This window comes from Pseudomonas oryziphila (assembly GCF_003940825.1).
Classification (GTDB): Bacteria; Pseudomonadota; Gammaproteobacteria; order Pseudomonadales; family Pseudomonadaceae; genus Aquipseudomonas; species Aquipseudomonas sichuanensis.
In genome coordinates, this window is record NZ_CP034338.1 from 3,723,483 (window position 1) to 3,742,357 (window position 18,875).

22 protein-coding genes are annotated in these 18,875 nt (G+C 60.9%); 20 read left to right on the plus strand and 2 right to left on the minus strand.

Features of this window, described 5'->3' with window-relative positions; genetic code table 11:
- The gene (gene mexE, locus EJA05_RS17535) at window positions 1-1,257 is read right to left on the minus strand and encodes a multidrug efflux RND transporter periplasmic adaptor subunit MexE (protein ID WP_125859206.1); all 1,257 of its coding nucleotides are present in this window, start codon (window positions 1,255-1,257) and stop codon (window positions 1-3) included.
- Window positions 1,258-2,971: 1,714 nt separating this feature from the next.
- Between mexE and EJA05_RS17540 the strand changes: the two genes are divergently transcribed.
- The 9 genes from EJA05_RS17540 to EJA05_RS17580 all read left to right on the plus strand — a co-directional run bounded on the left by EJA05_RS17540 (window position 2,972) and on the right by EJA05_RS17580 (window position 10,078).
- Window positions 2,972-3,709 carry a hypothetical protein gene (locus EJA05_RS17540; RefSeq protein WP_125859207.1) on the plus strand — a complete coding sequence of 246 codons (738 nt, stop codon included), beginning with the start codon at window positions 2,972-2,974 and terminating at the stop codon, window positions 3,707-3,709.
- Between the two features lie 113 nt (window positions 3,710-3,822).
- Window positions 3,823-4,038, plus strand: a complete 216-nt coding sequence (locus EJA05_RS17545) for an AlpA family transcriptional regulator (protein ID WP_125859208.1) — start codon at window positions 3,823-3,825, stop codon at window positions 4,036-4,038.
- Between the two features lie 4 nt (window positions 4,039-4,042).
- Window positions 4,043-4,921, plus strand: coding sequence for a ParA family protein (locus EJA05_RS17550; RefSeq protein ID WP_125859209.1), 879 nt, complete (start codon window positions 4,043-4,045; stop codon window positions 4,919-4,921).
- 14 nt (window positions 4,922-4,935) lie between these two features.
- A complete protein-coding gene (locus EJA05_RS17555; RefSeq protein ID WP_125859210.1) occupies window positions 4,936-6,474 on the plus strand; it encodes a ParB family protein in 1,539 nt (512 codons plus the stop codon).
- 16 nt (window positions 6,475-6,490) lie between these two features.
- Window positions 6,491-7,042, plus strand: a complete 552-nt coding sequence (locus EJA05_RS17560; RefSeq protein WP_125859211.1) for a DUF2857 domain-containing protein — start codon at window positions 6,491-6,493, stop codon at window positions 7,040-7,042.
- Window positions 7,036-8,247: an STY4528 family pathogenicity island replication protein gene (locus EJA05_RS17565; protein WP_125859212.1), complete on the plus strand. Its 1,212-nt coding sequence runs from the start codon at window positions 7,036-7,038 to the stop codon at window positions 8,245-8,247. The genes EJA05_RS17560 and EJA05_RS17565 overlap by 7 nt, the downstream gene beginning before the upstream one ends.
- Before the next feature lie 150 nt (window positions 8,248-8,397).
- Window positions 8,398-9,153: a PFL_4669 family integrating conjugative element protein gene (locus tag EJA05_RS17570; protein ID WP_125859213.1), complete on the plus strand. Its 756-nt coding sequence runs from the start codon at window positions 8,398-8,400 to the stop codon at window positions 9,151-9,153.
- On the plus strand, window positions 9,150-9,644 hold the full coding sequence (locus tag EJA05_RS17575; RefSeq protein WP_125859214.1) for a DUF3158 family protein: 495 nt from the start codon (window positions 9,150-9,152) through the stop codon (window positions 9,642-9,644). Before EJA05_RS17570 ends, EJA05_RS17575 begins: the two co-directional genes overlap by 4 nt.
- Before the next feature lie 5 nt (window positions 9,645-9,649).
- Window positions 9,650-10,078, plus strand: coding sequence for a single-stranded DNA-binding protein (locus EJA05_RS17580; RefSeq protein WP_125859215.1), 429 nt, complete (start codon window positions 9,650-9,652; stop codon window positions 10,076-10,078).
- A gap of 102 nt (window positions 10,079-10,180) precedes the next feature.
- Here EJA05_RS17580 and EJA05_RS17585 read toward each other — a convergent pair whose 3' ends face one another.
- Window positions 10,181-10,375: a hypothetical protein gene (locus EJA05_RS17585; RefSeq protein WP_223811852.1), complete on the minus strand. Its 195-nt coding sequence runs from the start codon at window positions 10,373-10,375 to the stop codon at window positions 10,181-10,183.
- A 129-nt stretch (window positions 10,376-10,504) separates the two neighbouring features.
- On the opposite strand from EJA05_RS17585, the gene EJA05_RS17590 reads away from it, so the two are divergent.
- From EJA05_RS17590 to EJA05_RS17640, 11 genes are all read left to right on the plus strand, one after another.
- Window positions 10,505-10,849, plus strand: coding sequence for a helix-turn-helix domain-containing protein (locus EJA05_RS17590; protein ID WP_125859217.1), 345 nt, complete (start codon window positions 10,505-10,507; stop codon window positions 10,847-10,849).
- 111 nt (window positions 10,850-10,960) lie between these two features.
- Window positions 10,961-12,928, plus strand: coding sequence for a DNA topoisomerase III (locus EJA05_RS17595; RefSeq protein WP_125859218.1), 1,968 nt, complete (start codon window positions 10,961-10,963; stop codon window positions 12,926-12,928).
- Between the two features lie 745 nt (window positions 12,929-13,673).
- Window positions 13,674-14,219: an STY4534 family ICE replication protein gene (locus EJA05_RS17600; protein ID WP_125859219.1), complete on the plus strand. Its 546-nt coding sequence runs from the start codon at window positions 13,674-13,676 to the stop codon at window positions 14,217-14,219.
- A gap of 67 nt (window positions 14,220-14,286) precedes the next feature.
- On the plus strand, window positions 14,287-14,544 hold the full coding sequence (locus EJA05_RS17605; RefSeq protein ID WP_125859220.1) for a hypothetical protein: 258 nt from the start codon (window positions 14,287-14,289) through the stop codon (window positions 14,542-14,544).
- Between the two features lie 66 nt (window positions 14,545-14,610).
- On the plus strand, window positions 14,611-15,105 hold the full coding sequence (locus EJA05_RS17610) for a JAB domain-containing protein (protein WP_125859221.1): 495 nt from the start codon (window positions 14,611-14,613) through the stop codon (window positions 15,103-15,105).
- Between the two features lie 64 nt (window positions 15,106-15,169).
- Entirely contained in the window at window positions 15,170-15,883 is a 714-nt protein-coding gene (locus tag EJA05_RS17615; protein ID WP_223811853.1) for a DUF5983 family protein, read from the plus strand.
- A 238-nt stretch (window positions 15,884-16,121) separates the two neighbouring features.
- A complete protein-coding gene (gene pilL2 / locus EJA05_RS17620) occupies window positions 16,122-16,523 on the plus strand; it encodes a PFGI-1 class ICE element type IV pilus protein PilL2 (protein ID WP_223811854.1) in 402 nt (133 codons plus the stop codon).
- Entirely contained in the window at window positions 16,520-17,191 is a 672-nt protein-coding gene (locus EJA05_RS17625; RefSeq protein WP_125859223.1) for a hypothetical protein, read from the plus strand. The genes pilL2 and EJA05_RS17625 overlap by 4 nt, the downstream gene beginning before the upstream one ends.
- Window positions 17,163-17,921: a TIGR03759 family integrating conjugative element protein gene (locus EJA05_RS17630; RefSeq protein ID WP_125859224.1), complete on the plus strand. Its 759-nt coding sequence runs from the start codon at window positions 17,163-17,165 to the stop codon at window positions 17,919-17,921. Before EJA05_RS17625 ends, EJA05_RS17630 begins: the two co-directional genes overlap by 29 nt.
- On the plus strand, window positions 17,903-18,457 hold the full coding sequence (locus tag EJA05_RS17635) for a lysozyme family protein (RefSeq protein WP_125859225.1): 555 nt from the start codon (window positions 17,903-17,905) through the stop codon (window positions 18,455-18,457). The genes EJA05_RS17630 and EJA05_RS17635 overlap by 19 nt, the downstream gene beginning before the upstream one ends.
- Window positions 18,454-18,873: an integrating conjugative element protein gene (locus EJA05_RS17640; protein WP_125859226.1), complete on the plus strand. Its 420-nt coding sequence runs from the start codon at window positions 18,454-18,456 to the stop codon at window positions 18,871-18,873. The genes EJA05_RS17635 and EJA05_RS17640 overlap by 4 nt, the downstream gene beginning before the upstream one ends.
- Window positions 18,874-18,875 lie beyond the last annotated feature (2 nt).

The window sequence follows — 18,875 nt, forward strand, 5'->3', positions numbered from 1 at the left end:
TTAGCCGCTTGGAGTCGCAGTGCTGGTCAGTATCGCTGCTGTACCAGGCGCGCTTTTGCCGGGTTTGACCTGAGGCAGGTTGCTGGCTTCCAGTGCTTGTCGTTGTCGTGCCAGAGCGGCGAGGGTTTCCTTGCTGGCCATGGGGACGACTTCAGGGGTGACCGGCGAACCTGGACGCACCCGCTGCAAGCCCTTGACGATGATGGTGTCATCCTTGTTGAGGCCGCTGCGCACGATGCGCAAACCTTCGATCTTCGGCCCCAACTCGACGGAGCGGTACACGGAGTTGTTGTCGGCATCCATTACCAGTACGAACTTCTTGCCTAGGTCGGTGCCCACAGCTTCGTCGTTGATCAGCACGGCGGAGTAGGTGCCGCTGCCCACCAGCTTCAGGCGGGCATAGAGGCCTGGGGTGTAGGCGCCGTCGCTGTTGTCGAACACCGCACGGCCACGGATGGTGCCGGTTTTCGGGTTGACCTGATTGTCGACAAAGTTCATCTGGCCCAGGTGCGGGTTGCCGTCTTCATTGGATAGACCCAGGTACACTGGGGTGGTGGCACCGCGTTGGCCTTGGCGCGCGAGTTGGGTGTACTTGAGGAACACACGTTCGTCGGCATCGAAGTAGGCGTAGACCTTGTCGGTGGAGACCACGCTGGTCAGGGCCGTGGTATCGGCCGTGACCAGGTTGCCGGCGGTGATTTCCGCACGGCTGACGCGGCCACTGATAGGCGAGGTGACGCGGGTGAAGCTTAGGTTGAGTTTGGCCAGGTCCAGTTGCGCCTGGACTGCGCCAACGGCGGCGCGGGCTTCCTGGGACGCACTGGTGCGCGAATCAGCCAGTTCGGCGGAGATCGCGTTGCTGGTGCGCAGGCGCTCACCGCGCTGGGCTTCGTTTTCACTGCGAGTGGCGTTGGCTCGGCCTTGGGTGACCAGGGCTTCAAGGCGGCGCACTTCAGCCTGGAATGGACGCGGGTCGATCTGGAACAACAAATCGCCCTTTTTCACCAGGGCGCCTTCGGTGAAGGCCACTTGATCGATCTGGCCGGAAACCCGTGGGCGGATTTCAACGGTTTCCGGAGCTTCCAGGCGCCCGGTGAATTCGTCCCATTCATTGACCGGTTGCTCCAGCACCTTGGCCACACTGACTTTGGCAGCCGGCATGCTGGCGGCGGTTTCTGGGGCTTTACCGCAAGCGCTCATCACCAACACAGCCAGGGCCGCGAGTGGATAGCGCAAGAGTTTGAGTGAATGGCCCATGGTTCATAAACCCTGTAATTGTATCGATTGAAAATGATTACTCATGGACTCTTACCCCAGCAACAAACAATAAGCCATCCACTTGGAACTCCTGCCCTCTTCAACTAGCCCCCTCGCGGAGCTCTGGCATTTACATACCAGGACGCCAAGAAAATTCATAACTTCAGTACCATGAGCGCCATCAATTTCCGCTAGGACACCAATTTTTAGTCAGCTCCGAACTCGTCAAAGTCAAGAAAACAAGGACAACACTTCACTCTAGTTATTTCCCACAAACAAGAAACCAACGCGACAAGCAAAGCATAAACTTACGAAAACACTGTAACTGAACGCCTAAGCTAACAAGGGACAAAACATTGACGATTTCAGCCAAAATGATCAGAACCCTCACTCACTGCTGCCAAGAAACCACCAAACATGCCTGCCAAGCCCATACAGTTTATTACCTGCCCTGAAGTCAGCTGACTTGACTTAGCTGGCCACTTGACGCACTTATCGCCGCTAATTATCTAGCGCCTATTGATCAGAGGCCGTATTAGTTTTCCATCCTTGCGTTAACGACAACCAATAAGATACTTCCAAACCTCTCAGTTGACGCAGAAGCTCTGCAGCAAGAAACGTTGCCAGCACATACCTTGACAGCACCCAGAAGACCCGGCTTATATAATTCCTGCAAGGATCAAAAATTCTTCAGACGTTGCAATCCATGCAGATAAAGCCACCTGTTAGACTCAGTATGAACAGGCATATTTTTCCTTGCCGCGACCGGAAAGCTGGACAGAACGATAAGTTACTAATTATTGGTCTACCTACGATTAACTAGAAAGATTCCCTTTCGCGAAGATCAACCGCGGGCCAACATTTATTAATAATGGGAACGTATGGATATCCGCCGGCGCCACATAAGGAATTTATTTAGCGTTGGCATCATAAGAAGAGAATCTGGTCGACGAAAATTATCGTTCAACAGTTTGAAAGTCGATTGCAGATGTTAAGACCGAAAGCACTCCAGATCCTTTGCACGGTAGCGGGTGATACATCTGCTGGAAAGCTCAAACTGCGCAAGCTCCACTGCGTGAAATTCTCAGGCAGGCGTTGAAGCGCTTGATTGACCCTGTTTTGCACTGGTTCATCCGAAACCATGGGTGGGCGGCCCGAGGGCGGGGCATCTATCAGGTCGTCAGACGAGTACACCTTAAATCGGAGGCACCTTTTCGAAACCATCTGAACGGTCGTGCACAGGAGCTCTAAAATGCTTGCTCCACACTATCCATCGGCCCATGCAAGAACGATCCGTATACGCATTTGTTCATTACTAGGCACCTTTCGGATGACCAAGTGGGGAAGTCACTTCCGACGTTTTCTTGCATGATGATCAAATGCTTTGGAGGGTGTCCTGTTCTGGGCATGTGCTCTACCCCATTGATAAGATGGCAACGAAAGCACTAGGAGCATTTTGAGATTCCACACCAAGTGAAAAAACAGGGGCGATGGAAGAACTCCACTGGCTACTCACCCCATGTCCCACAAAGACGTCGAGCAAGAAACGCATTGATCGCCACTATCGCAGCGATCATGGCTTTCTATTTCCGCAATCCGAAGAACAATCTAACCTAAAAACTTTCAATCTATCATCACATTCCCCTCCATCAAGACTGACAGATAGTAATTCACTGGAAACCCACCCTTGGATGATCAATATGGAGGCTGCATCATGGTCTCGCACAAAAATTTCTATCGACCAATTGAGGTGGCAATACTTTGGTCTGGACTCGCTGACCACGAAAAAGAAATCCTAAAACAGACCCTTACGCGCCCTGATGACCTTCTTAAATTATTTCCTCACTGGCCATCTCTTCAAACCTACTCTGAACGAATATATGACGCCATCGCTTGCCACCAGCTACCTGCCACATATTTGAACCGCCCAATAACTTCAGATACGGAATTCGAAAAAGCCTATCTTTCCATTCGCCACTCGGACCTGAGAATATGGGTAGAGTGTTATTACCCAGACGACAAACCGATTTTCTTATTTGGCAACGAGACCGACCACTCCCACTGCATCAGCATCGGTGCACATTTAGCTTTAAAAGCAGAATTAGAAGCTTCAGACCGCGAATTACAAAAAACCCGGAAAAATCTAGAAAATCTGCATGCTAATTCTGCGCAACAAAGAGAAAACCCCGAGTCCCCCCAACCTCAAACGGGAACACCTGGATCATACCTAGAGCAGTCCAACTCGATACTTTATGTCATTATTGGCGCTCTGCTAGATGTTAGCATCGGCAAGTCAGATGATGGAAAGGTTCAATCTATTTATAGCACTCAAACGATTCTAGTTGAAACGGTAACCAACCGTTTTTCTAATGTTCAAGGCCTAAGCAAACGGACCCTTGATCGGAAATTTGCAGAAGCGCGCCGTCATTTGGCTCAGGCCATACGGGCCTAGAACCAAATTGCCAGGCAATAGCGCACATTGCCTGGCAATGACTTTCCGCCCGAGCAGACCTTCACTGACTGTCACATCCCACTGCGCACCACATGGTGCTACGGAGTGACACCATGCAACCGACCAGCTCTGCCCCTCGGACTGCAGACCGCCACATCATGCGCCGCGATGAAGTGGAGCAGAAGACCGGCTTCAAACGTTCGCACATCTACAACCTGATGAAGGCCGGCCAGTTCCCGCAATGCCGGCGCATTGGCACCCGCGCCGTCGGTTGGGATTCGCTGGAAATCGAGCAGTGGGTTCAGGATCGACTGTCAGTCAGGGAGTAGCGCCATGCACGTCCTCTCACTGATTTCGACCAAGGGCGGCGCGGGCAAGACCACTGTCGCCGCCAACCTGGGCGGAGTACTCGCCGATGCAGGCTTTCGCGTATTGCTGCTGGACCTGGACAGCCAACCGACGCTGTCCAGCTACTACGCCTTGTGCGCACCTCGTGAGGCCGGCAGCTACGAGCTCATCGCCCAGGGTCTCACCGCGCCTGAGCAGGTCATCTCCACCACTGTCATTCAACATCTGGACCTGATTGTGTCCAACGACCGCGCCGGGCACATCAGCACCCTGCTCTTGAATGCCGCCGATGGCCGCTTGCGTTTACGCAACCTGCTGCCGGCCTTACAGGATCAATACGATGTGCTCATTGTTGATACTCAAGGTGCACGCAGCGTCGTGGTCGAGATGGTCATCCTCGCCTCCGATTGCGCCCTGTGTCCGGTCCCACCGGAGATGCTCGCCGCGCGCGAGCTGCGCCGTGGCACCCTGGGGCTGCTTGACGAATTGGAGCCCTACCGCTACCTGGGGGTGGCGTTACCATCGGTGAAGCTGTTGCTCAACCAGGCCAACGCCAACCGTCGCGATACCCGCTTGATCATGCAGAGCCTGCAAGCATCCTTTGAGGGCGATCCCCATGTCAGCGTGTGCACCACGGTCATTCCCGACCGCGTGGCCTATCCCAACGCCGCCTCGCTGGGACTGCCCGTTCACCGAGTCGAGCCCGTCCCGCCATCCGGTAGCCGCGGCCCTTGCGCCGCTGAGGTGATGCGCGCCCTGGCCCGTGAGTTGTTCCCACAGTGGACCGAGCAGCTGGTCGAAGCGGGCGCGCAAATGCCCGGTCAACCATCAGCAACCGAATGCCGGCTGATCCGTCGCGGCTGATCGGAGGATGTGTGATGAAACCGCCGACCTCCGAAGACATCACGCGTCAACTGCAGCAGGCGCACTTCCCGCAAAAACACGACCGTGAGGCAACGGTAGTGCCGATCGGTGACACACCGATGGTGGTCAGTCTCGAGCAATTGCGCCCCTACGAGCTCAACCCACGCATTGTCCGCAACCCGCTGTATAACGAGATCAAAGCTTCGATCCGGGAACGCGGCCTAGACCAGCCCCCTGCTATTACCCGCCGCCCGGAGGAGTCACACTTCATCATCCGTAACGGTGGCAACACGCGGCTGAGCATCCTCGGTGAACTCTGGCAAGAAACCCGCGAGGAGCGGTTCTTTCGCATCCATTGCCTGTTCCGGCCTTGGCAATCCGAAACCCATGCCCTGCTCGGGCATCTGACCGAAAGTGATTTACATGGCCAGCTCACATTCATCGAGCGGGCATTGGCCGTGGCGAAACTTCAGGACATGTTTCAGGAATCGGACAGCCCCCTTAGCCAGCGCGAGCTCTCCTCACGCTTGAGCCAGGATGGTTATCCCATTTCCCAATCCCATATCAGTCGCATGTTCGACGCGCTGGAGCACTTGCTACCCGCCATTCCACAGGTACTGTATGCGGGTCTCGGCAAACCCGCTATCGATCGTCTGATGACGGTAAGGCGTCGCGCCGAATCGAGCTGGAACCGGTACTTCGGTGACGACCAACAGTTCACGCTGCTGTGGCTGGAAGTGCTTTCAGCGTTCGACGGTGAAACACCCGAGCTGGATGCGAGCGAGCTGCAGGACGAACTGATTGCCCAGATGGCGGTGGCCCTACAGCAGACACCCCGTCTGCTGGCCTTGGAAATGCACCAGGAGCAACACCTTTCGCCTATCATGTCGCCCGCTCCTCAACCGGTGCCGCAGGATCTAGCAAGCAAGCCTGTGGAGTCGCCACCTCCCCTTGAGGTCGCGTTTGGAACAGCCACTGAGTTGCCCAGCCCAGATCCGGCAGATTCTGACAGTGATCCCTCGCTGGTGGTGGAACCACGCCTGCCCCACATTCGCCAAGCGTTGAGCGATGAGCCGCCCTCTGCGAAGCAACCCGATGGTGGGAAAGTGGTTCAGCCGCAGGTGGGCTCACCTCCATCGTCCCCCGCTTCGCCGGATGACATCCCCATCTTGCGTGCACGCTGTGCCGAATTGGCGGCCAATCTGGCCGATTATGCTGATGCCGCGGCCTTGGTCAGCCCGCACCCTGATGGACTCGGATTCACGTTGTCACCTGAACACAGCGATCGGCTTAGCCCGCGACACACCGGCATTCAGCTGATCCTCTCGGCCTTGCTACGCCTCCAGGATGATGTGAGCTGGAGCCAACGCCAGCAGTTGCCAGCCGCGTTGTTTGGTCAACTGCTGATCGGCGTCTACGACCTGCCCTTTGCCGAGCGCCCTGCCCTGACCGTGGGCCTCGAACGACTCCCCGATGCACAGCTGGAGCAGCTGTTCACGCTGATCCGCCACGCTCGGCAGTTGATCGAGCTGACGCTGTCGTCCACTCGTTAACGTGAGGAGCTGCCTCATGAGCACGACCTTCAATCTGTTGAACCATGCCATGTTGAATCAGGTGCTGCATGAGCTGCGCCATGGCCGCCTGCAACGCTGCAAAGCCCTGGGCCTGGCCGACGAGGACATCGAAGTGTTGCAGTCGCTGCCGCCGACCACCCTGTCGCACCTGGCGCATTCGTCGATCGCCTGGGTCGAGGTCAAAGTCGACACCACCGTGCTGCGCCGCTTGATTGTCCAGGCTGAACGCGATGAACAGAACGAGCGCTTGATAAACCGCGCGCTCAAGCTGGGTGCGAGCTCCAACATCATGTACCGCTGCTTCGGCCTGGACCATTCGGAAACCGCACTGCGGCGCCGCGTGCTGAAGATCGGGACCCACCGCGGCCGCCCGGTTCAGCTCAGTGAGGCGCAGGAACATGCGGTGTGGAACCGCTGGAGCCAGCTCCGGGCGGAAGATCCGGACAACGATCCGCTGGACACGATGATGATGCTCGCCGAGGAGCAGCAGATTAGCCTGACCCTGGTCTGGCAACAGGTCGAACTGTACGGAGGTGCCCCATGCTGAGCTTCTACGAGGTCGATTGGCAGGACGTGGTGCGCCAGTGCTATGAAGCACTCCGGCGGCGTAACGAGTGGCAGGCCGCGCAAGCCAAATTGGCCGCTGCCACCGAGGAGGCGCCGCTGCGCACGATCTACTACGGCGACAATAATCCGTTGCCGCAGGCCTTGCTGCTCGACCGTCGGCTGACGCCCTTGGAGCGCAACACCTGGCAGGTATTGCGCTGGTTGATCACCGAGCGCCAGGTTAAAACACCTCGCTACCAAGACCTGCAGCCCTACCTCGCAACCAGCCCCTGTGGCACCCAGGCATCGCGCGAAACCATCGCCCGTGCACTGAACGTCTTGCGGACCACCCGCTGGCTCAGCCTAGTCGACCGCTCTCGCGATACCCAAGGTTGCCTGCGCGGTTGCGTCTACGTGCTGCACGGTGATCCGCTGACCCCGGCCGAGCAGCTCGAGCTGGACACCGGCTATGCGCAACTGCTGCAGCAGAACCTCACCCATGCCGCCAAGGGCGTGCGTGATGTGGCGCAGCATGTGATCGGAGAAATCCTGGCCGACCCACAGGTCGCCCAGGCGGACAAGGACAAGGTCCATTCGACTTCCGTCGCGGCGCAGCAACAGGCGCTACCTTTGATTGACGCGGAGGATTCCGAACGCAGTCAAAACCTCCCCGTTCGGAATGCAGGCAACGCAGCCATCGAATCCGAACGCAGCAGCCATACCCCGATTTCCGCTGGGGTTCGGAATGCTGACGCCGGCCGTACAGTACAGAAAGACAAAAGCAAAAAAAGTACGGTACTGGCGCAGGTGGAGTTCGGTCGAGCGCGATGGCCGGAGGATCTACCGCTCAACCCGACCGAGCGGCGCATGGCCACCCAGGCGATGCGTCAGCTCGAGCCTGAACAGCAACAAGCGGTGATCAACGAAGCGGCGGTGCGCTGCGCTCGCGGCGAGATCCGAAAACCGGTCGCCTACTTGATGGGTTTGATCAAGCGCGCCTGCCAGGGCGAATTCACCCTCTGGGCAGCCCGCGCCGACGCGACAACGCCTGCGGCTGCGCCCTCACGCGCGTCAAGGCCGGAGTCAGTGTCGACGCCGGCCAGCGAACGGCCACGCCGCAGCGATCCGCGCACCGCCTCGCCACTCGCCCTCTCCTGCCTGGAGGAACTGAAGCAACGCTGTCGCGGCCTCGGTTCTGCGTCATAGGCGCTGGACGTCTGTGGATTTGATGCCACTGCCATCATATCCATACAGGTCCACTACCGGTAATGCGAGCAGCCCAGCTTCACGTTAATCCCCCTCGGCCTTCACCGTTCAGCCCATCGTCAGCCTCACTTCGACGGCGAGGTACTGGCGATGGCCGATCACTACCAGCTCAACCTGGGCTCCTTGCGCAGCAGCATCACCCTCACCCTGCACACTCATCACGCGGCGCGACTGTGGCAGGGCCGTAGCCGCGGCGACGGGGTGCACCCGATTCTGGGCATGCCCGGCTACATCGCGGTGACTAACCTGCTCAAACAGGCGAGTAGCCAGGACGATCCGTACGCCGACTGGTTCATGCTGCAGTTGGAAGAAAAGCTGCTACAGGCCAAGGCCCAGCTACGCACACTGACCCAGCAGGTCAGCCACGTCGAGCGCGCCCTGCCGCCTCAGGTCGATGTCGGCGACAACCTCAACATCCACCCCGTCACCCTGCCGCTGTTCATCGGCAGCCAGCTGGGCTTTCTCGCGATCTATTTGCTGACCGACTACGACGTCCTGGTCCGTCGGGTACTGCTCGCCCACCACACCGCGCTGATCGGGCGCATGGACATGGAATCCTGGATCGATGGTGGTGCGCATGTCCTGCGCAGCCTGTTGGGCCTGGCACAGCAGTACCGCGTGGCCGGCGTCAGCCGGGATGACATGGCTGCCAACAACGCCCGCGCGCGCGAGGCCATCGACAAATTCGGCCTGCCGCCGCAGGACATTCTGGAAGGGTCCCGTCGTTCCCAATTCGCCCCACCGATCGCCCGCAGCGCCGCTGCAGCGGTGACCGAAGCCCTCGAAGCGCCAGAGGCCGAGCCCCCGCCCACACCGGATGCGCCAGTCGACGGAGGTGACGTATGACCCTCGCTGACGCAATTGCCCGACGTTTGTCTGCAGAGGCCTATCGCGAGTTTGCACAAGGTACCTCCCTAAAAGGCCTTTTAAAGCCTTTTAAGGGTAAGGGGGAGCTGCAGCAGTTCGCCGGGACGATCCTGCGCCTGCGCACCCAGGTCGCCGAATTGATGGGCGTGATGCTGGCGATCATGGCGCAGCCCCCCTTCTCGCTGCTGGACCTGCGACTGGTGGTGCAGCACAGCGCGACCGGCACCGATTTTTTGCGCTGGCGCAGCCCAGACTTTCAGCGCATGGGCGTGGCGGTGTGGCAGGAGGCGATAGTTCATCCGCGGCTGCATACCGAGCTGCGGCAGGCGCTGTATCAGCTGGAGACCAACCGCGTAGTGCTGAACCTGCAGATGAGCAGCCTGCAGTCGCTGTATCGCCAGGCCATCGCCGGTGCCAGCAAGCTCGAGGTCGCCGAACTCGCTCTTTCCCGTTCCCCCACCGAGGAGTAGCACGCATGAGTACGTTCTTTGTTGGCGAAGGCAATATCGGCAGCGTTCCGGAATTTCAGGAGTTCAACAACAACCCAGAGGAACCACGGCGCCTGTTGCGCTTGAACGTGTATTTCGACAATCCGGTGCCGCGTGAAGGCGGCTACGAAGATCGTGGCGGCTACTGGGCCCCAGTCGAGCTCTGGCACCGCGACGCCGAACACTGGAGCACCCTGTTCCAGAAAGGCATGCGCATCCTGGTCGAGGGCCGGACGGTCAAGGACGAGTGGGAAGACAGCGAGGACAATGCGCGGGTGACCTTCAAGGTCGAGGCTCGGCGTATTGGCATCCTGCCGCACCGCCTGGCGTCGGTGTCCATGCGCGAGAAGGCACAGGAAAACGCCGGTTCCGGGCGCAAGGGGGCCGGCAAGAAGGCGTCGCGCAAGGCCGGCTGAACGCATGGTACTCAGTGGAATCACCGCCCGCAGCGCGATATCGCTGGACCTGTGCAACCTGCCCGGCGGGCAACCCCGACGCCTGCTGGGCTTTTACTCTCGCTAGGCTTTCCCCCGTTGGGCCCCCTGCAACAACTGCGACACCTCCTCCAAGTACTGGTCCAGGGCAAGGATCGCCCGCCAGTGCGCCGGACTTTCCTGGACCCAGTCGATCAACCTGGCGCGCGCCTCGAGGCTGTCCGGTTCCAGGTGGGTGGCCATGAACAGCTCATAGGCCTTGATCGCTAGTGCATCCACCTCACTCTGGTTTGATCCGTGCAAATCACAGCCTCCGTGTGGACAGGCGGGTCATACAGCTATTTTTGTGGTCGTTCATATCTTTGGGTGGTTGGTCAACCATATGGGTCGAATTGGAGAGCGTCCCCGTTGCCAGTCAAAGAGCCTAGCCCACATCACATTGGCCGCCAGTTGGCGGAGTATCGTCTCGCCCGTGGTCTGACCCAAGCGAAGGTAGGCGAGTACCTGAAAATCTCCGGTGAAGCTGTGTCGCGACTCGAACGTGGCCAGGTTGAGCTCTCCGTGAGTAAGCTGCTGCAACTGGCCGACCTTTACGGTTGCCCCGCCGATGAGCTGCTACTGGCCATCAGCCCTCGCCCCCAGGACCAGGACGTGCAGATCACGTCGATCATCAAGGCGCTGGGCGAAGCAGATAAGCAGTTTGCCTTGGAGTTTCTGCAAACGCTGGCCACCCACCTGGCGCAGCGCAAGTAACCGTCTGCCGGATCTCGCTGCACACCAACAGGAGCACGGCGGCTTCGGATTATCGCTGGTGCTCCCTCCCCACGCCGCCACCCTGTCGGTACCCACCGAGAGGGCCTGCGTATGCGCCTGTTTATCTGCGAAAAACCATCTCAAGCTCGTGATATCGCCCGGGTGCTGCAGGCCAGTCGGCGTGCCGACGGCTGCCTGCAAGGTGCGGGGGTCACCGTCACCTGGTGCGTTGGCCATCTGTTGGAAACGGCGCCCCCTGAGGCCTATGGGGACTACAAGCGCTGGTCACTGGACGATCTGCCCATCATCCCAGTGCGTTGGCAACTGGTCGTCAAACCTAAGGTCGCCAGCCAACTGAAGGTGATTAGCCAATTGCTACGCACCTGCAGCGAGGTGGTGATCGCCACCGACGCCGACCGCGAGGGCGAGATGATCGCCCGGGAGATTCTCGAACGCTGCCAGTACCAGGGGCCGGTCCTGCGCCTGTGGCTCTCGGCCCTGGATGACGCCTCGATCCGTCGGGGCCTGGGTAGCTTGCGCCCGGGCGAGCAGACCTTGCCGCTGTATCACTGCGCGTTGGCCCGCTCCCGCGCGGACTGGCTGGTGGGCATCAACCTGAGCCGGTTGTTCACCGTGCTCGGTCGCCGTGCCGGTGTCGACGGCCTGCTACCGGTCGGCCGGGTGCAGACCCCGACGCTGCGTCTGATGGTCGAGCGCGATCGAGCCATCGCGAGCTTCGTGCCGCAACCGTTCTGGCCCGTCGACGCTCAGCTGGAAGTCGACGGCACGAACTTTCTGGCCCGCTGGCAGCCGCCCGCCACTGTCTGCGACGACGCTGGGCGCTGCATCGACGAGGTAGCCGCACAGGCAGCAGCGCGACGTCTGCTCCAGCAGGGGTCAGTCAGGGTCCACAGTGTGGAGGTCGAACACGTTCGTGAAGGCCCACCGTTGCCCTTTGATTTGGGCACCCTGCAGGAGGTCTGTTCAGCCAAGCTCGGGCTCGGTGCGCAGGAGACCCTGGGGGTCGTCCAGGCGCTGTACGAGACCCATAAGGCGACCACCTACCCCCGGACCGACTGCGGCTATCTTCCCGAGAGCATGCTCAATGAGGTACCGCGTGTCCTTCACGCCCTGGCGGCGGCCATGCCTTCACTGGGACAAACGCTGAAAGACGTCGACCCCTGCCGCCGCTCCCGGGCCTGGAACAGCGGGAAAATCACCGCGCACCACGGCATCATTCCCACCGCTGTTTCGCTGGACCTGGCGCAGCTCTCCGAGCGTGAACGGGCGGTGTACACGTTGATTCGCGCCCGCTACCTGGCGCAGTTTCTGCCCGAGCATGAGTACCTGAAAACCCAGGCGCTGTTGCACAGCCAGGCTGATCAGTTACTCGCCCGCGGCAAGCAGATTTTGAACCTTGGCTGGAAAGCGGTGATCAACGAAGGTGATGGTCACGAACCAGTTGCGCAGGCCCAGCGCCTGCCCGCCCTGCGTGAGGCGGGAGCGCTGACATTGATTGACGCGACGGTCAACGCGCAGCGCACCCAGCCGCCCAAGGCCTACACGGAAGGCACCTTAGTCAAGGCCATGAAAACCATCGCCAACCAGGTAGACGACCCTCGGCTCAAGCAGACGCTCAAGGACAGTTGCGGGCTCGGCACCGAAGCCACCCGCGCCGCCATCATCCAGGGCCTGATCGATCACGGCTACCTGATCAAGAAAAAAAGTAGTCTGGCCGCCTCGGCGGCGGCACATACCTTGATCGAAGCGGTGCCACCGGAGGTCGCCGACCCGGTGCTGACCGCGCTTTGGGAACAGGCGCTGGACCGCATCGAGTCAGGGCAACTGAGCGTCGAGACCTTCCTCGCCAAGCAGGCAGAGTGGCTGACCCGGCTGGTGCGCAGTCACGCCTCGCTCAGCCTGCGCCCGCCTCCCAGCAAGGGGCCCTTCTGTCCGGTGTGCCGCAGTGCCATGCGTCAGCGCAAGGGTCGCACCGGCAGCTTCTGGTCCTGCACCCGCTACCCGGAATGCAAGGGCACCAAGCCGGTGGCGAAACCCAAGCAGGGGGAAAAACCGTGACTTGACTAGGCATCATAGCGCTGGTGTAGTGAAGGTGCCCTTCGCCACGAGGCGATCCAAGACCGATTCGCTCCGGGCAGCTCGGTCAGACTCGTAGAGTTCGGAGCCACACTTCACTGCATCTTCGGATGGCTTCACCGCGTTCCCAAGTTGTCCAGGTGGATGACCCGTGCGGCTTGTGCCAGGCCTCAGGGGTCATCCGCTTCGGCGACGATGTTCAGCTCCGGTGCCCGCCGGCGAAACACTGGGCACCTTTTGTGCGCGGATGCGTGCCAGTTGATTCCGACCCAGACCACGACAAGGGTCGGGTGATCCAGGTGGATCAACCGCGGAAGTTTTGCGACGAACTTCGCTGGTAGGTTGCCGGATCAAGGGTGGTCCAATTCTTCCTAGCCTGATGACCGTCGGGCTATTTTTTCGCCTTCGCGAATCCACTGAACTCCACCGCTTTCCACCCGCCCAGATCGCCTGCAATCCACGGTTGACGGGACTTTACCCGCGTTTTATAGATGAGCTGCACACCGCTGTCGTTGACAGCGTTAAGGTAGCCAGAACCTTCGAGGCTACGCCCATTTCGGGTGGTTCTCCCCAAGTGCGATGCGCGCTCGGCAGCTCGCACGGTCACCGTCCCCTCGGTGATGAGCGCTCTCTACACCGAACCACGTTTTTGCACGTCCCCCTTGCGGCACTCACCCGCCGCCAGGGCCGGTGGCTGTCCGCGTTTCTGCTAAACAGGAGCTCTATCATGACGACTGCAAGCAATAACGCCCCCACCACCTACTTCAACCTGCACACCCAAGGCATTGGTTACCTGAACCGTGTTCGCGAAGTCCCGGTACGCCGCGGCCAAGCCTTCATGGCGTGTGACATCGCCGCCTTGCACGGTGCCTCGGACGACGTCGAGTACACCCGCTTCGACTGCAAGGTCGCCACTGGTGAAGCCGACCGGCTGATCCGTGAACACCTGGAAGACGTCCGTGCAGACCGCAAGGTCCTGATCGCGTTTCGCATCGGCGACATCTGGGTGGATCCCTTCCTGTACGAGAAAGGCGAGCGCAAGGGGCAACCCGGCGCCAGCCTCAAAGGCCGCCTGATCTTCATCGAGTGGATCAAGGTCGATGGCCAGCTCAGCTACCGTGCGCCCGCTCGCACCGCCGCTGCCGCCGCTGCTGAGGGAGCTGAGCACGCGGAGACGGATGGAGATAAGGCAGACACTGACGGTGACTCCGATCAAGGTCAGCCAACCCCGACCGCCGCGCGCAAAACCACCGCAGCTCGGCAGTCTGCCTGAGGCAGTTTGACCATCAGCAACAGGCGCTCCCAAGAGCGCCTGTTGCTCACTCACGTCGGAGGTCGCCATGGAAAGCTTCTGGCTCTGTGAGGACTGCCTGCAGGCGGTTGCCTACGACGACTTCAGCGCGCTGTCGCTCTACTACAGCGAGGCTGAGGTTGAACAACGCATCACCCATATGCGTACCGAACTGCAGGCCTTGCTGCCCCTAAGCGCCGATTTCGATCCGCACACAGGCGCAGGCATTCAGGCCTTTTCCACCCACCCGTGCGAGGTCTGCCACAGCCCGCTGCACGGTGCGCGTCATCGTTTTACACGTCTGTGACTCACCTCTCTCACCAGCCTGGGGCACTCCCCCAGGGGTCGCTCCGTCTCCCACGAGGAATTGCCCATGAACACTGCCCACAATCGGGTCGAGCGTCTCAACCCTGCATTGGCCCAGCGTGCCCGCGAGGATGCGCTGCTGACCGAAGCGCTGGAGTTGCTGGATCAACGTTATTTCCAGCGCGGCGAGCAACTGATCTCACCGAGCGATGCAGCGTCCTATCTGAAACTGCAGCTCGCACCCTATCACCACGAGGTGTTTGCGCTGCTCTGCCTGGACTCGCATCACCGCGTGCTGAGCTTCGACATCCTCTTCACTGGCAGCATCGACGGTGCCTCCGTGTACCCGCGCCAGGTCGTCGTCAAGGCACTCGAGCACAACGCCGCTGCGGTGATTTTCAGCCACAACCACCCCTCCGGTTGCTCGGAACCGAGCGGCGCCGATCGGGTGCTCACCAATCGCCTGGTTGAAGCCTTGGCCTTGGTTGAAGTGCGTGTGCTGGACCACATTATCGTCGGTGAAGGCACGCCGCTATCTCTGGCCGATTACGGCTGGATCTGAAGATTTCCACCACTTGAGGGGTCACCGCCTGTACGTGGTGACCTTCGCATTTTGGAGCGCCATCATGTCCACTCTTCCCAATCCCTTCCTCCGCGGCTTCCTGGACCTGAGCTACGAACGCGTGGTGCAGATCAGCTACGCCGACGATTGCCCACCCTGCTACCGCTCTCTTCACCCTGCGCTGCATGACCTGCCGGATGACGGCATCAATTTCCAGCCGTGCCTGTTCGATGATGACTTCGCGGTGATCACCGACGGCGAAAGCGTGCCCGAGTTTGTCCGTATGCCGTGCCCTGCCGACGGCACCGTCAGCCAGGTGCTCTATCAGGTCACAGGGCTGCACCATGGCCGCCGGCAACACGTCAGCGATCTCCCCAGCGAAGAAGCTGCACAGCACTTGATTGAGCGGCTGTCATTCGCCACCGGGCACTACAGCCGCAGTTGGGAGATCAGCAGTGCGCACCTACCAGCAGATGAGTTCGAGTTCCTGCACGTGTGCGCCCGGTGTCGCTCACCGTCGGGTTACTTCGAGTGCTTCGAGCTGAGCAGCAACAACGCGGTGGGCTGCAAGCTGTACTCGACGCCCTGGCTCAAAAACATTGCTGCGGGCGGCAGCTACTGCAGTACCGAGGAAGTGACTGCACGTCTGCACGCAGATCATGTACCACCGGTGCTGCGGCGCCTGCTGTTGCTGGCCGGTGAGGCCGACACCCGCCTGCTGATCTTCGACCCCGACGCAACGCCACTTCCCGAGTTACCCATGTTCACCGACGATTGACCTCAAGGCGCCTCCGGGCGCCTTTTCCATGGTTGCGCCAGCATAATTCGGTCGGCGAAGTTCGATTTTTCAGTGGGGGCGCGCGCTGGCTTTCCGCCAAGGTGTCGGCATCTTTTGTCGAGACCTGGTCATGCATACCCCCACGCTCTTCACGTTCGGACTGATGCTCACGTTGCTGGGCTGCAGCACGCCGCCACCAGCGCCCGCCCCTGCACCACCCGCAACAGTCCCGGCCACAGTGGCCAAGCCAAAGTCCCCGGTACCCGCCTGGGTCCGACAGGACCGCTACACCCTGGCCAGCACCAGGCCAACGCTGGAGCAGCTCCAACCGCTGTATCAGCTGATCAACGTCCAGATCGCCCCCGCGTTGCACACGACGGTCGGTGAAGCGTTGCACCACGTGCTACAGCACTCAGGCTACTCCCTCTGTCCCGACAACCCTACCGTGGCGCGGTTATTCCGTCGCCCCTTGCCTGCCGTCCATCACGACCTCGGACCGATCTCGCTGCTGGATGCCTTGACCATCATTGGCGGCCCCGCCTGGCAGCTGGACATTGATCCGGTCGAGCGGAGCGTGTGCTACGCCCTGCGCCTGCCCACGCCCGAACCACCGTTTTCGACACTGGAGATCGCACCATGAAGGTTCACCATTTTCAGGCTTTGGTGATCGGCGCCCTGTGCCTGGGTGCTGCCGTTCTCTCGGCCGAAACCTACAACCAGCACCAGCAACTGGCTGAACTGCAGACCGCCGCACGCAATGTACCGGCCGACCCTGGCCCGTCACTGCGTCGCGATATCGGGGAATTGCGCACCAAAATCACCACCCTACAGCCACGAGTCGCGGCCCTGGAAGACCTCCAGCACCAGCAGACCAGTGCGCAGGCAATGCTCGGCCAGCAACTCGACGAGTTGGCGACCTCCGTCAAGGTGTTTCAATCGGTACCGCCAGGACCGAGCAGCGCCGATCTGACCGCCCTGACGCAACGCATGAGTGCGGCAGAAGCGGCACTCGAGAAGCTGTCGACCGCTCCTAAGGTGCCAGAAGCTACCGATGCATCCCAATCTGCCTCCATCCGCGAAAAATCAAAAGCCAAGGCGCCGCAGCCACCCTTCATCCTGCAGAGTATCGAGACGCGCGGCACCATCAGGTTCGTGACCGCGTTGCCTGCCGGCGCCCACGCACTGTCCACCGTGCACCTGCTCCAGCCCGGCGACAGCTTGAACGGCTGGCAGCTACGAACGATTGGCGAGGGCCAGGCCGTGTTCCACGTCCCGGGCCATGGCGATCGCACCCTGCCCATCCCGTGAGGAGGTGAACGTGCATAGGTACTCCGCGGTTGCGCTCATCTTGTTGCCAGCTTACGTGTTCGCCGACCAAGGCTCGAGTGTCGCCAAGCATGTTGACGCTCAGGTTCAGTTTAGCGAGCAGTCGCCGCTGGCACGGCAGCCGTCTGCAGCAGACCAGGCCAAGGCCTGGGGCCTGACAGATGACGAATGGGCCACGTTTGAGCGCCTGCAGACCGGCCCCCGCCATTACTGGTCGCCGCAACTTGACCCGCTCACCACCCTGGGTGTCGAGGCCAACTCGGATCAGGAGCGGCAGCGCTACGCCGAGCTGCAGGTCCGTCTGGAAGCCAAGCGTGCCGAGCGCGAACTTGCCTACCAGAAGGCCTACTCCGCGGCCTGGGCACGGCTGTTTCCAGGTCTGCAGCCCATGCAGGGCATGAGCGACGATGCCGAACCCTCGAACAGCAGCCGTACGGCGCTTTTCGTGGAAGACAAATGCGCCGCCTGCGTGACCAGCCTCCAGCAATGGCTGCGGGCCGGGGCGCGGCTGGATGTGTACCTGGTCGGCAGCCAAGGCAACGATACGCGGTTGCGCCAATGGGCGCAGGGTGCAGGTATTACCGCCACACAGGTCAGCGGCGGCCAGGTCACCTTGAACCATGACCGCGGCCGCTGGTTTGCCCTGGGCGCCAGCCGGCCCCTGCCAGCCCGCTATCAGCAGGTGGATGGAAAATGGCAGCGCGTCGACTGATTCTCGCCCTGGCGATGGTCGGGGCGGCCAGCGTTCACGCAGATACTCTGCCGCCGCCGGCCTATCAATTGGCGGCCGCGCGTGCCGGTATCCCCGCCTCGGTGCTGTTCGCCATCGCCCTGCAGGAAAGTGGTACACCGCTGCGCGGACAGCTTATGCCCTGGCCGTGGACCCTGAATGTGGCGGGTTCACCACTGCGGTTTGCCCGACGCGGCCAGGCCTGTGCCGCACTGAGGGAAGCGCTCAGTCGCCACGACCCCAAGCGCATTGATGTCGGGCTGGGACAAACCAACCTGGGTTATCACCCGGACCGCTACCCGAGCGCTTGCGATGCCCTCGATCCCCGCACCAACCTCGCTGTCACCGCCGAGCTGTTGCGCGCGCACTTTGCCGATACCGGTGATTGGGTTGTCGCCGCCGGCCGCTATCACCGGCCTGCCGGTGGTCCTCCTGCGGCGCACTATCGCCGTCAGTTCACCCGTCACTGGCAGCGCGTCCAGCCCGTCGCGACGGCCCCCGGACGGACACAGCCATGAGCTGCTTGCGCTTGGTGGCCCTGGCCCTCTGCCCTTGGCTGTCGTTTGCCGCGAGCGCTGAGTCCAGCAGCCTACCCGCCCCCTCCACGCTGAACTGGGTGCTGCCGGTGCGCAGCGCTCTCCTTTCGCCAGGCACCGTGCCGCCCAGGGCGTTGAGCCTGCCCGGCATGACGCCGCTGTTCCTGGTTGGCCAGGACACCACTTCCCTGGAGTGGCTGTCGCGACACGCCCAGGCGCTACAAGACTTGGGCGCCAACGGGCTGGCGGTCGAAGTAGACAATGTGCAGGCGCTGCGTCGCATCCAGACGGCAGCGCCCGGGCTGAACATCTGGCCAGTCAGTGGTGACGACATTGCCGAACGGTTGGAGCTGGACCACTACCCGGTGCTGATCACGCCCACCAACCTGCAACAGTGAGG